At 43.9% G+C, this 16,205-nt stretch carries 17 protein-coding genes and 1 tRNA gene; 7 read left to right on the top strand and 11 right to left on the bottom strand.

Annotated elements, in window-relative coordinates:
• Positions 1-7: 7 nt before the first annotated feature.
• From rplW to IEE84_RS02580, 9 genes are all read right to left on the bottom strand, one after another.
• Complete coding sequence (gene rplW, locus IEE84_RS02620) at positions 8-358, bottom strand: 50S ribosomal protein L23 (protein WP_057758700.1); 351 nt, start codon at positions 356-358, stop codon at positions 8-10.
• Positions 355-957, bottom strand: coding sequence for a 50S ribosomal protein L4 (rplD, locus tag IEE84_RS02615; RefSeq protein ID WP_057758698.1), 603 nt, complete (start codon positions 955-957; stop codon positions 355-357). Before rplD ends, rplW begins: the two co-directional genes overlap by 4 nt.
• Before the next feature lie 14 nt (positions 958-971).
• Positions 972-1,610, bottom strand: coding sequence for a 50S ribosomal protein L3 (rplC, locus tag IEE84_RS02610; RefSeq protein ID WP_057758696.1), 639 nt, complete (start codon positions 1,608-1,610; stop codon positions 972-974).
• 49 nt (positions 1,611-1,659) lie between these two features.
• Positions 1,660-1,971, bottom strand: coding sequence for a 30S ribosomal protein S10 (gene rpsJ, locus IEE84_RS02605; protein WP_010196670.1), 312 nt, complete (start codon positions 1,969-1,971; stop codon positions 1,660-1,662).
• A gap of 410 nt (positions 1,972-2,381) precedes the next feature.
• Positions 2,382-3,980, bottom strand: coding sequence for an Rne/Rng family ribonuclease (locus IEE84_RS02600; RefSeq protein ID WP_191114786.1), 1,599 nt, complete (start codon positions 3,978-3,980; stop codon positions 2,382-2,384).
• A 120-nt stretch (positions 3,981-4,100) separates the two neighbouring features.
• Positions 4,101-4,784 (bottom strand): Maf family protein, encoded by a 684-nt coding sequence (locus tag IEE84_RS02595; RefSeq protein ID WP_191114785.1) that lies wholly within the window; start codon positions 4,782-4,784, stop codon positions 4,101-4,103.
• Between the two features lie 105 nt (positions 4,785-4,889).
• Positions 4,890-5,375, bottom strand: a complete 486-nt coding sequence (gene mreD, locus IEE84_RS02590; protein ID WP_057758689.1) for a rod shape-determining protein MreD — start codon at positions 5,373-5,375, stop codon at positions 4,890-4,892.
• Positions 5,376-5,516: 141 nt separating this feature from the next.
• A complete protein-coding gene (gene mreC / locus IEE84_RS02585) occupies positions 5,517-6,377 on the bottom strand; it encodes a rod shape-determining protein MreC (RefSeq protein WP_102092406.1) in 861 nt (286 codons plus the stop codon).
• A 313-nt stretch (positions 6,378-6,690) separates the two neighbouring features.
• Positions 6,691-7,728, bottom strand: coding sequence for a rod shape-determining protein (locus IEE84_RS02580; RefSeq protein WP_057758685.1), 1,038 nt, complete (start codon positions 7,726-7,728; stop codon positions 6,691-6,693).
• A gap of 25 nt (positions 7,729-7,753) precedes the next feature.
• Here IEE84_RS02580 and IEE84_RS13170 point away from each other — a divergent pair, with 25 nt between their 5' ends.
• The 7 genes from IEE84_RS13170 to IEE84_RS02550 all read left to right on the top strand — a co-directional run bounded on the left by IEE84_RS13170 (position 7,754) and on the right by IEE84_RS02550 (position 14,080).
• Entirely contained in the window at positions 7,754-7,882 is a 129-nt protein-coding gene (locus IEE84_RS13170) for a hypothetical protein (protein WP_267442912.1), read from the top strand.
• 528 nt (positions 7,883-8,410) lie between these two features.
• Positions 8,411-8,725, top strand: coding sequence for an Asp-tRNA(Asn)/Glu-tRNA(Gln) amidotransferase subunit GatC (gatC, locus tag IEE84_RS02575; protein WP_057758683.1), 315 nt, complete (start codon positions 8,411-8,413; stop codon positions 8,723-8,725).
• A gap of 81 nt (positions 8,726-8,806) precedes the next feature.
• A complete protein-coding gene (gene gatA / locus IEE84_RS02570; RefSeq protein WP_191114784.1) occupies positions 8,807-10,303 on the top strand; it encodes an Asp-tRNA(Asn)/Glu-tRNA(Gln) amidotransferase subunit GatA in 1,497 nt (498 codons plus the stop codon).
• Positions 10,303-11,829, top strand: coding sequence for an Asp-tRNA(Asn)/Glu-tRNA(Gln) amidotransferase subunit GatB (gene gatB, locus IEE84_RS02565; RefSeq protein ID WP_102092404.1), 1,527 nt, complete (start codon positions 10,303-10,305; stop codon positions 11,827-11,829). The genes gatA and gatB overlap by 1 nt, the downstream gene beginning before the upstream one ends.
• Positions 11,830-11,943: 114 nt before the next feature.
• A tRNA-Pro gene (locus tag IEE84_RS02560) sits at positions 11,944-12,020 on the top strand.
• Positions 12,021-12,289: 269 nt separating this feature from the next.
• Positions 12,290-12,862, top strand: a complete 573-nt coding sequence (locus IEE84_RS02555) for a DUF4760 domain-containing protein (RefSeq protein WP_191114783.1) — start codon at positions 12,290-12,292, stop codon at positions 12,860-12,862.
• Between the two features lie 240 nt (positions 12,863-13,102).
• Positions 13,103-14,080 carry a DUF1853 family protein gene (locus IEE84_RS02550; protein WP_191114782.1) on the top strand — a complete coding sequence of 326 codons (978 nt, stop codon included), beginning with the start codon at positions 13,103-13,105 and terminating at the stop codon, positions 14,078-14,080.
• 81 nt (positions 14,081-14,161) lie between these two features.
• Here the strand turns inward: IEE84_RS02550 and IEE84_RS02545 are convergent, their stop codons facing one another.
• Positions 14,162-14,704 carry a DUF2726 domain-containing protein gene (locus tag IEE84_RS02545; protein WP_057758628.1) on the bottom strand — a complete coding sequence of 181 codons (543 nt, stop codon included), beginning with the start codon at positions 14,702-14,704 and terminating at the stop codon, positions 14,162-14,164.
• Positions 14,705-14,955: 251 nt separating this feature from the next.
• Complete coding sequence (locus IEE84_RS02540; RefSeq protein WP_191114781.1) at positions 14,956-16,161, bottom strand: SPOR and LysM peptidoglycan-binding domain-containing protein; 1,206 nt, start codon at positions 16,159-16,161, stop codon at positions 14,956-14,958.
• Positions 16,162-16,205 lie beyond the last annotated feature (44 nt).

Raw genomic sequence — 16,205 nt, 5'->3', positions numbered from 1 at the left:
GTAATCCTTATTCGTTATTCGCTGTTTCACTAGTAGAATCAGTAGTATTCGCTACTTCTTCACCAGCATCAGCCATTTGTACATCTTGACCAGCTTTTAAGGTAACATAGGCTTTTTTGTAGTCGTTACGACGGCCGATGCTTTTACCAAAACGCTTTGTCTTACCTTTAACATTCAAAGTGTTTACTTTAGTGACTTCAACACCTTCAAACATCAACTCAACTGCTTTCTTGACTTCAAGCTTAGTAGCATTAGAATCAATTTTAAATACCTGCACACCAAGTGAGTCGCCAAGCATTTGAGATTTTTCTGAGAATACAGGCCCTCTTAAGACCTGATAAAGTCTTGCGTTATTCATGCTAGTGCTTCCTCAAATTGTTTCGCAGCTTCAACTGACATGATCACTTTATCAAATGCGATCAAGCTCACTGGGTCCACTTCATTTGTACCAAGTACATTGACATGTGGAATGTTGCGAGCAGCTAAGTATAAGTTTTCATCAACTTCTTTAGTAACGATTAGTGCACGAGGTGCATTCAAATCGTTCAACTTAGCAATCAGTTCTTTGGTTTTCGGCCCAGAAACGCTCAACTCTTCTACCAAAATCAGACGCTCTTGACGAATCAATTCTGCTAGGATGCACTGCATCGCACCGCGATACATTTTACGGTTTACTTTCTGTGACCAATCTTGTGGTTTTGCAGCGAATGCACGACCACCTGAACGCCAGATTGGGCTACGAATAGAACCCGCACGAGCGCGACCAGTACCTTTTTGGCGCCATGGCTTAATACCACCGCCAGAAACTTCGGCACGTGTTTTTTGTGCGCGTGTACCTTGGCGAGCACCAGCTAAATAAGCGGTGACGACTTGATGCACTAGTGCTTCGTTGAATTCACGACCAAATGCCGTATCAGAAAGCTCAACCGCCGCACCTGTAACTGTTTTTAAATCCACGTTAATCCCCTTGCTTAGGCTTTGACTGACGGACGTACGATAACATCGCCACCGGTGGCACCTGGGATAGCACCCTTGATGACAAGTAACCCTTTTTCGGCATCAACCGAAATCACTTCTAGGCCCTGAACGGTAACACGTTTGTTACCCATCTGACCCGCCATCTTCTTGCCTTTGAATACTTTACCTGGTGACTGGTTTTGACCAGTTGAACCATGCGCACGATGAGACACTGAGTTACCATGAGTAGCATCTTGCATACTAAAGTTGTGACGCTTAACAGGGCCTTGGAAACCTTTACCTTTGCTCTGTCCTGTCACATCAACCATCTGACCTTGTTCGAACAAGTCAGCTAGAATCTCGCCACCAATCTCACGACCTTCAAGATCGCTTTCGTTGGCACGGAATTCCCAAACACCACGGCCAGCTTTAACACCAGCTTTAGCGAAGTGACCCTTTTGTGCAGCTGTTACGCGGCTGTCACGACGAGTACCTGTGGTAATTTGGATGGCTTGATAACCATCTACATCAGTATTTTTTACTTGAGTAATGCGGTTTGCATCGACCTCAACAACTGTTACAGGGATAGATGCGCCTGTTTCAGTGAAGACACGGGTCATGCCGCACTTTTTACCGACTAAACCGATCGCCATTTTAGACCTCTTTATATCTTATATTAATGGGTTGGGTGTTTAATGTGCATTAACCCAAAGCAATTTGAACGTCAACACCCGCCGCTAAATCTAATTTCATTAGCGCATCCACAGTTTTGTCAGTTGGCTGAACGATATCAACCATACGCTTATGAGTACGGATTTCGTACTGGTCACGAGCGTCTTTGTTAACGTGTGGTGAGGTTAGAACGTTGAAGCGCTCAATGCGAGTCGGCAACGGTACAGGACCACAAACTTGCGCACCGGTGCGCTTTGCAGTATCAACAATCTCTTGTGCAGATTGATCAATCAGACGATGATCAAAAGACTTAAGACGGATACGGATTCTCTGGTTAGCCATGCCAGCAAGCTCCTAATATGTGCCTTTGTCATTCTTGCGTCGCAAGACCATGATCAAAAGCAGTTTGGTTAAATATTCACTTAAAGCGGCCTTCTGTTCTTAACCAGAATGAGTTCTTTATCCGAACTTATAGCGTGCCAAAAGCAAAATAGTTTAAAGCCCCGCCAACCCTCCTATTAATTGGAAAGTAGCAAAGGCATAATGAAATAGTGCTAGAAACGATGCTCTAGCTGTAATAGCGCCAGCTTTTTTTATTCAGCTGCGCATATATAATTCAGTGGTGTATATTATACATAGTATTTTAGGTATTGCAAGAGCAATCTCTAGTATCATTAGAGATGCTCTTTCTTGTACTAGCCACTAATCACACAAATATTTTCATCTAAAATTATTATTTGTTTTAAATAATATTAATCTAAAACAATATCATACTGCTCTTGAGTGTATAGATTCTCTACATCAAAAGTAATCACCCTACCTAGTAGATACTCTAAATCAGCCACTGTGTCTGACTCTGTTGTGAGTAGTAAATCAATGACTGCCGCATGAGCCACCACTGTGAACTTTTTAGGAGAGTTATAAGTGCGAGCGCAGCGCATAATTTCTCGGAAAATCTCAAAACAGACCGTCTCTGCCGTCTTGACGAACCCACGACCTTGACAAGTTGAGCACGGCTCACAAAGCTGCTGGCCCAACGATTCACGCGTGCGCTTGCGTGTCATCTCTACTAGTCCAAGCTCACTGACCTGCGTAATCTTGGTTTTTGCATAATCTTGAGTAAGCTGCGCCTGCAAGCTCTCTAGCACGTCATCTTTATGCTGTTGCTCAAGCATATCGATAAAATCTAGAATAATAATGCCGCCTAGATTACGTAAGCGCAACTGTCGAGCGATAGCATGTGTGGCTTCTAGATTAGTCTTATAGACCGTATCCTCTAATGAGCGACCGCCCACAAAAGAACCTGTATTAACATCAATCGTCGTCATGGCTTCGGTCTGATCAATAATCAGATAACCGCCAGACTTGAGATCGACACGGCGCTTTAATGCATCACGTAAGTCATCCTCGACACGGTGTACATCGAATAACGACTGCTCAGCGGTGTAGTGCACGATTCGATCATAAACGAATGGAACAAACTCTTTGGCAAAGTATCTGACTTGCTCATAAATTTGCGTATTATCAATGATAACTTTTTCGGTATCAGCGTGAACCAAGTCACGTATAGAACGTAATGGTAGTGACAGTTCTTGATAGATCAGCTCTGAGCTCTGATGATGATTAATCTCTTGGCGACGAGCACAGATGGTACGCCATAGCTGCAATAGATAATAGATGTCCTCTTCTAGCTTATCGACGGGCACACGCTCAGCAGCGGTACGGGCAATAAGACCACCCTTGAGATTGACCGTCTGCATCAGGCTACTAAGTTCGGTCTTTAATCGGCTACGCTCTTCTTCACCATCGATACGCTGCGATATACCAATATGATCACTCGATGGCAAATATACTAGATAACGTGATGGCAGTGAGATGTTGGTCGTTAGACGAGCACCTTTACTTCCTAACTGGTCTTTGGTTACCTGTACCAAAATACGCTGACTTTCATGCAGACGATGCTGAATCAATGTTTTAGACGCTGGTACGATCTCTGTACTTTGCGCACTGACAATAGGCGGTGTCACAGCCAAGCTATCAGCAGCATTGGTAGTCGCATCGTCCTCATTTATCTCGTGCTTAGTGGCCTTAGCTGCTTTGTTTTTTTCTACAACGGGTCGTGGTTCACGCTGCATATCATTAACATGCAAAAATGCTGTCCGCGATTGACCAATATCCACAAATGCTGCCTGCATGCCAGGAAGGACACGTACGACCGTTCCCAGATAGATATTGCCGACCAACCCCAGTTTGTGATGTCGTTCAATATAAATCTCGCCCAAAATACCATTGTCTAAAACCGCAACACGGGATTCCATTGGACTAATATTAATCAGCAGCTCTTCGGACATAGTTTTTTCTCTTATCTCTCAGCTTTCTTATTAGACGGTCATCGCCTATTAGATTGACAGTGTAACAAATGCGACTTGCTCTTGCCCATTACCCTACCGTGTCATTATGTGCATATCCCATTATAACGGGTTGACTGTGTCCATACTGCCTTCTGTCATTTCTTTGATTAGTGCCAGCGTTTGTGCCAGTGGCAGACCAACGACATTGGTATAGCTGCCATTGATGCGACTGACCCAAGCAGCACCCAGTCCTTGAATGCCGTACCCACCCGCTTTATCAGCAGGTTCGCCACTATCCCAATAGTCGCTCATCATCTGTGTCGTCAGTGGTATAAAAGTCACTTCCGTACGCTCAGTGATTCGCTGCTGATTAATAATTTGCAAGAACTGTGTAGGTTCTGAGGGGTTTGTCTCTGCTTTGGGCAATAGCTGTACTTGAGTCGCTTGGACGGCAGTCCATACTTCGTGGACGTTATCAGACATACGCTGCCACATACTATATGCGTGCTCGCGATCGACGGGTTTGACCAATACTGTCTTACCATCTGACAGCACGCCAATGGTATCAGAAGTCAAAATAATAAACGGTGAGGTGAGGCTATCGTGATCCGCTTGAGATGTATCGCTCAATTGTTGTGTCGCGGCATCGGCTTTGGTTTCGACCATGCGTTCGATATAGTCTGTTGGCGACTCATTATCTAACGGCGTCTCATCAATATCTACACTTAAGATAGTAAAGTCTAGTTGCGCTCTTTCTAGTAGCTCACGACGACGCGGAGAGCCAGATGCCAAAACGATATCCATCGATTTTCTCTTCATTTATAAATTTATGATGTGTGTGGTTGTACAGTATTGTATACAGAGCAAGCTAAGCGGTTAATCAGAGTAACAGCTATAGCTAGTGATTCATTAACGCGAAAACTTGCGCAAAGCAAACAGTACGAGTGGCCAGCTGATGATACTCATAAACAATGACAAAGCAGACTGGGCAACAAAGACGTTTTGAATAAACATCTGTAGTATCCATAGATTTAACTGAAAGACAATCAGCCCTAGACTAGCAATTAACCACGCACTAACAGTATTCAACTGTCTGACGTAGATACTAGTAATTTTAATAACCAGTGCAACCACAACAGCGGCGAACGCTTGCTGCCCTAAATGGGTATCCATCAATAAATCAGCAATTAGCCCAACCGTAAATGCAGTAAAAATGCCGACATAGCGCGGCTGAAACAGCAACCAATAAATCAGCACCATGATCATGACCATGGGACGCAATGTGGCCATGCTTGGGCTTAGTGGATAGACATTGAGTGATGATGCAGCGATGAAACTCAGAACAATCACAACTATCAATAGTACCGTGGCATTCTCAGAATCAGGATACGACATGGGTACTTACCTTAGCGAGTGTTTGATGGTTGCTGTTATATTGTTGATTGGATATTGGCAAGGTGAATACCATAAATGGAAAGCTTTAAAACATTAATAAGCCAGCTAATTAGCCGTCAATACTGTGGCTTACGTCGTTATCTATGGAGCACTAGCAGCAGCATTGTTCTCATTTAACAGCTTGTCTTGAAGTATTAAAACATAGGCATTATCGATAAAGTTGGCTGCTGGAGTAACTTCGATCGTTCTAAAGTTGTCGGTTTGCTCATCTTTGACATGCGCGATACGCCCTACTCGATAGCCTGCCGGAATACGACCGCCCAATCCTGACGACACTAGCTCATCACCTACTCGCACATCCGATGTTTTGAAGACGTAATTGAGACTTAATGAAGATGGGATACCTTGGCCTGTGACGATTGCACGCTGACCAGTACGCTTAACAGTAACCGCAACTGACTGCTGCTCATCTGTAATCAATAACAGACGGCTAGTATTCGGGTAGACATTGATAATCTGTCCTAATACACCGTCTTCATCGATGACCGTTTGCCCAACTTGTACGCCGTCTTGCTCACCTTTATTAAGCACGACAATCTGTCTGAGCAAATTGGTATCTGTACCGATGACTTGCGCCAAATTAAGATCGAACTGCTCAGGCTTGGTGGTAGATAAGATACCTTGCAGACGTGCGTTCTGTGCCAAAATATAATCTTGCTGTTGTAGCTTGGCATGCGCGTGTATCAATTGCGACTTTAGCTGCATGTTTTCGCGACGCAGTGCTTCTTTTGATTGTAGACTACCGCCTGCCCAATGCTTGGCATAGCTTGGTAATAGAGACAGCTCATAGATTGGCTGCATGGCGGCATGACTGGTGCTACGTACTGGCTTGAACCAATCAGAGTTTTTGCTATCAAACCACATCAAAATTAAGGCTGCTATCAATACAATAACAGTCTTACGAAGTGATAACGGCTGGCGAGCAAAAATACTTGGAGTCATAAGTCGTCTGATTTAAGGATTCTAAAATGAACAATAGCACTTATTTACAGCATGAGTGTTTATCGAGGATATTGGGTTCTAGCACAAATGAATGCAATTAAAGGTAGCACAATCGGCTACCTTTAATTTTATATATAGTCAATTTTCTATAAATTGGATACGGTGTCAGTCACGCTCAGCCTAATACTTGTAGTACTTTCGCTTGCCTTCCTTATATCCAAATTATATTAAACCGACTATATTTATAGTTTCATTATTCACATACATCATCATATATTGCCAAGACTATATAGCAATTAAGGATAAAGATGAATTAAACAAAAATCATGTTTAAACTTTTGTTATTGATGAAATCAAGCGCGATACCACCACCGCGACTAACGCAGGTTAGTGGGTCTTCTGCTACCGTCACTGGCAAACCGGTCTCTTGCGAGATAAGTTTGTCTAAGTCACGTAATAGCGCGCCGCCGCCTGTCAATACGATGCCACGCTCAGCGATGTCTGATGACAACTCTGGCGGAGTCTGCTCAAGTGCTACTTTTACAGCGCTAACAATACCGCTCAATGGATCAGTCAACGCTTTTTGCACTTCTTCTGAATTGACAGTAAAGGTCTTTGGCACACCTTCTGCCATGCTACGACCACGAACTTCTACTTCTAGTTGGCTGTCTTCATTCAATGCAGAACCGACTTCTTTTTTGATGCGCTCAGCAGTGGTCTCACCGATGACACAACCATGCGTACGGCGTACATGAGTGATGATCGCTTCATCAAACATATCGCCACCGATACGAATTGACTCAGCATATACGCAACCAGACAGTGCAATAACAGCAATCTCAGTTGTCCCACCACCGATGTCCACCACCATAGAACCACTGGCTTCATGAACTGGCATACCAGCACCGATAGCCGCAGCCATAGGCTCTTCTAGCAATAGTACTTTGCTCGCACCTGCTGATGATACTGCCTCACGAATCGCCTTACGCTCAACCAAGGTAGACTTACATGGTACACAAACCACGACGTTAGGCTGTGCCATAAAACGCTTGGCTTTTACTTTAGCGATAAAGTGCTTAAGCATTTTTTGCGTCACTTCAAAATCAGCAATCACACCGTCTTTTAACGGGCGAATCGCTGTGATGTTCGCAGGCGTACGACCTAGCATCTGCTTGGCATCGATACCAACAGCGGCGACGGTCGGGTTCTGAGTACGATTGCTTCGTAACGCGACCACCGTAGGCTCGTCAAGCACGACGCCTTTATTAGGAATAAAAATTAGGGTGTTCGCAGTACCGAGGTCGATAGCGATATTATTTGATAAAAATCCAAACAGGTTCATGACTAATATATCCAGCGTCTTACGAATGAGGCGAATGAGATTGACTGAGGTGTTACTCGTCAGTATTGAGCAGGTCGTCGTTAAACATTACTTGTGGCAACAGTTAATCATCCCAACAAGTCAAAATCCAAGCAATAATGATGAAATGAAAAAACTGAGCTAAATTATACCGATTTAGCTCAAAAAAAACATAGATATTTGCATCAGTAAGTAAGGATTTTTGTCTTAGACGCCAAAAGTTGTTACAAAGTTTGAAATAGTAGTGAATATCATTCAACTCAATGAAACATCATTTAATCTGATAACTAACAAGGCTCTACAGGCAGATGAATGTTTTGCTTAATAGCAGATGCATACTGTAACGTATTTTAGAAGCTAATTGGAGAGCAATTGAGGAACAATGATGAATTATGGGGTCAGTTTTGCAATTCTCTGTAAATCATTGTGTCTGAATTGGCATTATGGCTCGGCTAGCACCATATCTTATTTAATATTACGTCTTTATCAATTCAGCCTCTTGGTTGAGATTGTGCATCAATCAAGCGTCATGCTCTGTAAACTTGAGTCAGATGCTTTATAATAAGCCCACTTACTATTTGTTTATATTTTAATTGTCTCTATTTTAGCGCTTACGTATTTTCGTTTTCGTAATCAACTACTCTAACAAAAACTGTCCTTAACTGGAGAAACTATGTCTCAGCAGCCAGCAACGTCTGACAGCAACGTCAGCCGTGAAGAAATCCTAGAAGTTGCCAACCTTGCCCGCCTAGGTGTCGATGAAAGTACAGCCGATAGCTATGCTGATGATATCAGTAAAGTATTAAAACTGATGAATACGCTATCTAACGTTGATACCACAGACATCAAGCCATTAGCCAATATCCATGAAGCTTGCCAAGAGTTGCGTGCTGATGTGGCAAAACACGACATCAATCGTGAGCGTAATCAGTCAGTCGCACCTGCCGTAGAAGAAGGCTTGTATCTAGTGCCTCAGGTGATTGAATAATAGTGGCTGAGTAATACAATCACGCATTTGCCATTACCTCATTTTATTTTATGCTATTAACATTTTGACGGACGACACCTTATGTCTGAACTTCATTTATTAAGTACCGAGCAGCTCATCACTGGCTTGCAAAACAAACAATTTAGCAGCGCGGAATTAACCGAGCATTACATCAAGCGTATCGACGCGCTAGACAGCAAGATTAACAGCTTTATCACTCATACTTCTGAGACAGCACGCGCACAAGCGAAAGCGGCAGACGAGATGCGTGCTCAGGGAGATCAGCGTCCACTACTTGGTGTACCAATGGCGCACAAAGATATCTTTTGTACCCAAGGCGTACTGACCACTTGTGGCTCTAAGATGCTACATAACTTTGTCTCACCATATGACGCGACTATCGTTTCTAATATCGACAAAGCTGGCATGATTAGCTTAGGTAAACTCAATATGGATGAGTTTGCGATGGGCTCAGACAACAGTAGCTCTTACTACGGCACCGTACAGAATCCTTGGAACTTAGAGCGCGTTCCTGGTGGCTCGTCAGGTGGTAGTGCTGCTGCTGTTGCTGCTGGTTTTGTTCCTGTTGCTACCGGTAGTGATACGGGTGGCTCTATTCGCCAGCCTGCTTCATTCTGTGGTCTAACGGGTATCAAACCTACTTATGGCCGTGTGTCACGCTTTGGTATGATTGCCTACGCCTCAAGTCTAGATCAAGCGGGTAGTATGGGACGCAGCGCGAAAGATTGCGCTTATTTGCTACAGCCAATGATTGGTCATGATCCGCGCGATGCAACTTCTATCAAGTACGAGATGCCTGACTACGTACAAGACATCAATGATGCCCAAGCTGCTGCTAGTGATAAGCCATTTTCTGGCCTTCGTATTGGTGTGGCCAAAGAATACTTCGGCGCAGGGCTTGATAGCGAAGTTGAGCAAGCAGCACGTGCTGCGCTCAAAAAATACGAAGAGCTGGGCGCAACGATTGTAGAAGTGAACATCACTGATCCTGAGATCACGCTTGCTACTTACTATATGTTGGCACCTGCAGAAGCCTCATCAAACCTGTCACGCTTCGATGGCGTACGTTTTGGCTATCGCTGTGAGAACCCAACGGATCTGATTGATCTATATACACGTTCACGCTCTGAAGGCTTTGGCCCTGAAGTACAGCGCCGTATCTTGACAGGGACTTATGCGCTATCGGCTGGCTACTTTGATGCTTACTATACTAAAGCACAGAAGATTCGCCGTTTGATCGTCAAAGACTTCGACGAAGCATTTGCTAGCTGTGATGTGATTGCTAGCCCGACTGCACCGACTGCGGCTTATAAGCTTAGTGAAGACCTAGATCCTGCAACGATGTATTTAGGTGACGTTTATACCATCGCGGTCAACCTAGCAGGTCTACCTGCCCTCAGTCAGCCAGTTGGTTTGACGACAGAAGGCCTACCTATTGGCTTACAATTAATCGGTAAGCACTGGCAAGAGAGTCAACTGCTCACGACTGCGCACCTGTTCCAGCAGCATACTGATCATCACCTACAACACTCTACCATCGCAAAGGAGACGGTATAATGAGTACAGCTACTACTGATAACAATGCTGTCCGTGAGCACGCCGTGCGTAAAGAGCTATTTGTCGATGGCTATGAAGTGGTCATCGGTATCGAGATTCACTGCCAGCTAAATACGGAAAGTAAAATTTTCTCAAGTGCGCCGACTGACTTTGGTCATGAGCCAAACAGCCAAGCAAGTATCGTCGATTTGGGTTTGCCTGGCGTATTGCCAGTGCTAAATGCTGGCGTGGTCGATCGTGCGCTAAAGTTCGGTATCGGTGTCAATGCTGAGCTGGGTCTGTTTAATACGTTTGACCGTAAAAACTACTTTTACCCTGATTTGCCTAAAGGCTATCAAATCACCCAGATGGCTAATCCTATCGTGGGTGAAGGCTATATCGATGTCGTCGTCAACGAAGGCGAAAAGAACGAATACCCTAAACGTATGGGTATCACTCGCGCGCATCTAGAAGAAGATGCGGGTAAATCTGTACATGACGCAGTCGATGGTATGACAGGTGTAGATTTGAACCGTGCAGGTACACCACTAATCGAAATCGTTTCTGAGCCAGACATGCGCTCAGCCCACGAAGCACTTGCTTATATCAAAGCCATCCATCAGCTAGTCACGTGGCTAGGTATCTCAGACGCAGTAATGGCCGAAGGCTCATTCCGCTGTGACTGCAACGTCTCTGTGCGCAAGCCAGGTGCTGATCTTGGTACACGTACTGAGCTAAAGAACCTAAACTCGTTCCGCTTTATCGAGCGTGCTATCAATCGTGAAATCGAACGTCAAATCGATATCCTAGAAGATGGCGGCAAAGTCGTTCAAGCGACGATGCTATATGATCCAGAGCGTGATGAAACGCGTACCATGCGTACCAAAGAAGACGCCAACGACTATCGCTACTTCCCTGATCCTGACCTGCTGCCTGTCCGTATCGAGCAGCATACGGTTGATGCGATCAAAGCAGCGATGCCAGAATTACCAGTCGCTCGTCGCGCACGCTTTGAAGAAGCGCTTGGTCTGTCAGAATACGACGCTCGTATCTTGACTGGTAGTCGTCAAATTGCCGACTACTTCGAAGATGTGGTAGCTGAAATCGGTCAGCAAGATGCCAAAATGGCTGGCAACTGGGTCATGGGCGACTTGCTCGGCGCCCTGAACAAAGATGACACAGACATCATCGACTCCCCTATCAGCGCCAAACAATTGGCTGGCATGCTCAAGCGTATCAAAGATGACACGCTATCTGGCAAACTGGCTAAGAAAGTCTTTAGTGCCCTATATGAGCGCGAAGGCGGCGATGGTGATGATGCAGCAGATAAAATCATCAAAGACAAAGGCCTCAAGCAAGAAACCGATACTGGCGCTATCAAAGCGATGGTCGAAGAAGTCATCGCAAAAAATGAAGCGATGGTAGAAGAATATCGCGGCGGTAAAGAAAAAGCCTTTAATGGTCTGGTCGGTCAGGTCATGAAAGCCAGTCGCGGTAGTGCTAACCCACAGCAAGTGAACCAAATTCTAAAAGAATTATTGGGCTAACATTGGCTGCTAAGCGATTATACTGACTATGCTCGGCAGAATAATATTGTAGATTTTGGCTGCTAGAAATAGCCCTTGCAATATACATAATTTTGCGTAAAATAGTCAGTCACTCGGGGCGTAGCGCAGTCTGGTAGCGCACTACACTGGGGGTGTAGTGGTCGCAGGTTCAAATCCTGCCGTTCCGACCAAACATAGCAGTAATAGAGAAAAGCCAATCATTGTTTTCAATGGTTGGCTTTTTTTTGTGCTGTTCTAAATCTTAAACTATAGATTTCTTACAGAATAGCTCATCAAAAATTCCTATTGATTGCTCTTACTTTATTATGTTGTACAAAGATAATAGTTCAGCAATAATCATAGACCTAATTAAGTTAATCTAACTTATATGCATAAACTAGTAGGCATCTTAATGTTCAGACAACACAATATGTTCGATAGCTTTAAACAAAGTTTTACCATGTTAGTATCAATGCTGATGCTCCTATTTTTATTTCATATACTCATTAATTATATAGTAGACAATATCAATTGTTTAAACTGTTTTTTAGGTACTAATCTAGCTTTTTGGGTTCAAACAACTCTAATTGGATTTTCTGCTTTCTTCGCTTACTTAGCATTTAGATCTCATGAAAAAACATCTAGACAAAGAGCCACTATTGACCTGATGCTAGCACAGAATTCAGATTCTAATTATCAAACAATGCGAGACGACTTTGCAAAGCTCAGAGCAGACAAAGCAGATTTAACGACACAGTTGAATGATAATCCTATTTCTAGACGTGAAGATAATAGACCTATAATGGCTGTATTAAACCAATATGAATTTATATCTACAGGTATACGAGAGAAGGCTTTAGATGAGAAAATATATAGAAGTGTATATAGAGGGATATTGATAAGAGATTATGAGTTTATGACCCCATGGCTTACTCAGTTGAGAAGTTTAGAAAGCAATCCTAAAATTGGTGAGGAATTTGAAAGACTAGCGCTGAAATGGAAGAAAGAAAGTGTAAGAAGTAAAAACCTATAACTATTATCGTTTTTCTGATGCTAACTACCATTAACTCAGTAATACACAGACCTCTTATCAAAATTACTCAGTTGATTATTAAAGATAGACACTTTAGATTTAACACACTCAAGACTAAACGAAATTAATTTTTTATTATCCTGCGTTAATCACTTCAACCCTAGCCGATACTCGTACCCTATAGACTTTTATAAAGCAAGCCGTTAGGGTAAATGCTACACTTTCACACTGGTTTATCCTATGTCCGAGCTTGTCAATCAGCCCATATCTAATCGCCGTATAGATAATGCACCTTGGGAACGTTACCGCCGACCCTATGTGCGTGATTTAGCTTATGTACTGGCATGTCCCAATGTTTTGACACAGTGGCTAGACTTTACGCCGCACCAGAATACACATACGGTTGCCGTGCATAGCGCACAATTTTGGCAGACACAGTTTGAAGCGTCTGAGCAACGATTAGCAGAGCTAGATACCACTGCCGCTTATCAAGATCTGACTCGTTATTTACTCAAACGCCCTAGCCCCAATCGTCTAGGTTTTCATTTTGAAGGCTTACTGTCATTTTGGTTAGAGGATGGATTTGCACGCAAGCTACATCCGTATGAGATACTGGCTAGCAATGTGCAGCTCTATAATGGCAAGCAGACGACTGGTGAGCTTGATTTGATCTTGTATAACCATGCAGAACAGCTGGTTGAACATTGGGAACTGGCGATCAAATTCTTTATGGGATCAGCACCGTTTGAACCTGTGAACTGGGTTGGGATTAACTCTAATGATAATCTACAACGCAAGATGACGCACATGCAAACCAAGCAGTTCCGAGCGGTGTGGGTAGATACAGAAAACCATGGACAGGTAAAAATCGATAAGCGTTATGGCGTGATTAAGGGCCGATTCTTTTTACCGATTAATACAAATGATTGTGGTAATCATGATTGGCCATATTGGCTAACGCCGAGTTTTCCAATACATGAATGGTGCGATAAGAGGGACATGGCAGGTCTTGCAACGATTGACACTACAGATTTGCGAGCCGCGCATTATATTGAATGGTTCACCAAGCGCGACTTTTATGATGAGCGAAATGCTTATAATGGTCATCAGCAGCCGATAGTTTGGTCAGATAGCGAACTACCTAAAACAGGTTTATATTTTGAAGGTAATCGACCAATCGTTATTTACCCAAGGCAATCAGACCAGATCGATGAATAAATTTAGCTAACCTAAAGTTTTAAAATTAAGCTACTTAGATAATGTTTTGGCCTTAATAATCGAACATCTTTCACAGAATGCTTAATAGCTCTCAATCACTTGCATTAGCTCATATCTAAGCATGTCGGCACTCGGCATACGCTCAGCGTGGAAGCGCACCATCGCAATACCTGCACTGGCAAGCGCTTTGTCTTTTTTGTCATCCGCTTTTTGGCGGGCTTTGCTACTATGTGTCCAGTCATCAAGCTCGATAGCGACCAATGTAGTCTGAGCATCGACATCCACAATCACATAGTCAACGCTCTGACGGCAAATACGATTGAACCAAAAGCTACGCTCTGATGTCTCGCTACTATTGGCTTCAATGATCCGTGATAATTGTACTTGAACAAATATATGATACTCCGGCAGCGCATTTTTTAACTTATTAAAAAATATCACTTCCGTATCAGTCATAATCGGCATCGGCGCAAATGGCCAAATAGCCAACTCATCACCGCGCACAGGTTTTGGATCAGGCTCAACGACGGGGCGCTTCGTCAGTAGTGTTGGTAGCAGCTTCGGTAACGTAATCAGCCCCAAAAACCCAACGGCCAATATTAAGAATATAACACCAAACGACATGGTTCTACCTTATACAGTATGAGAGTGATGGGCTAATTGTCATTATTGATAGCAATTAATAATGCGCCAATCACGACAAGGCAACCTATATAGGCTGACAGGTTATACAACAACGGATTATAAAAATGGCGCTCATCTTAACTAAGGCTACGCCAATCAGCAATCTATAAAACAAAAAACACGACAGTATTTGTCGTGTTTTTATATAGAGTAGATAAAAGCCGAATCCAGACCGTTAGAAACGCTCTAGCTTAACGCCAGTAAAGCACCCAAGCACTGGTTGTATTTACCTTAGGATCACTATTGATTTTATCTTTTAGTGCCAATGCTGCGACTTTGCCACGTTCAGGCCCAACCACAACACGCACTCCACGACTAGTCGCACTGGTCTTGACTTGATAACCTGCTGCTCGGAACTTTTTCGCTAACTCATCCGCTTTGGCTTGGTCATTTGCTAGAGCCACTTGCACCCCAAAGCTACCTTTAGCGTCTGTTTCTTTGACTTCTTTACGCGCTTCACTCAGTTTTTGCTGCGCTTCACGTTTTGCATCGGCAGATTTCTTCGCCAGCGCTTCTTCTTGTTGACGCTTCTTCTCACGCGCTTGTTCAGCGGCAGCCGCTTCACGCTCCAGACGCTGTACCTGTTTGCTCGATGGGATGGTGATACTTTGACCCAGTTGTAGCGCTGCTGATGGTGATAAGTTGTTGGCTTGAGCCAATACTTCTACAGGCATATTATATTGTCTTGCTAGCTTGATAAGTCCATCGCCTTTCTTGATTTGGTATTCAGAAGGCGATTTTGGTGGCTCGTTTTTAGCCGCTTCAGCTGCTTCTCTTTTTCTCTCAGCCGCTGCTTGGGCTTCAGCCTGCTTTTTTGCTTCGGCTAGTTTCTCTGCCTCCGCTTGTTTTTTGCTCTCAGCAAGTTTTTTAGCAGCCGCTTGCTCTTTTATAGCAGCTTGCCTTTGAGCTTCTTGTTGCTCTTGAACCGCTTTTTGCTTCTCGGCTTCGCTAGACTTTGTAGTATCAGTAGCAGACTGACTCTCCGTACGAGGCTGAACGGTCAGATCTGTAGTAACGTCTTTTGTAGACTCTGTACTGCTGGTGTCATCAATAGCTGGCGCACTATTATCAACATATTGCTGGCTCTCAGCACGTGCCTTGGCCAATGCTTCTGCTTCTGCAACTTCCTGCTCTGTCAAAAACTCTTTTGCACGTTTTTCTTGCTCTGCAACGCGGGCTGCACGCTCTTTTTGCTTTTGCGCAAGGATACGTTTTTCTGTTTCGATATCAGTTGTGAGCGGCTGCGGAGACTCTTGCTCCGAGCTTAGTTTGTCAACCATCGCTGACATCGGCTCTGGTTGATCGCTATCACCAATCTGTTGCACCATGGCGTATAGCATCACGCTACCGCCGATAATCATCCCAATGCCCAATAAGGCTTGTCTCGAAAAGTTCATCCGTTTACGTCTCTTAGTTGGTAATAAGGTTGATTGAGCGGCGC

The sequence above is a fragment of the Psychrobacter sp. 28M-43 genome, assembly GCF_014770435.1.
Lineage (GTDB): Bacteria > Pseudomonadota > Gammaproteobacteria > Pseudomonadales > Moraxellaceae > Psychrobacter.
The sequence above is the reverse complement of the archived record's forward strand: the minus strand, read 5'-3'. Positions and strand labels throughout refer to the sequence as shown.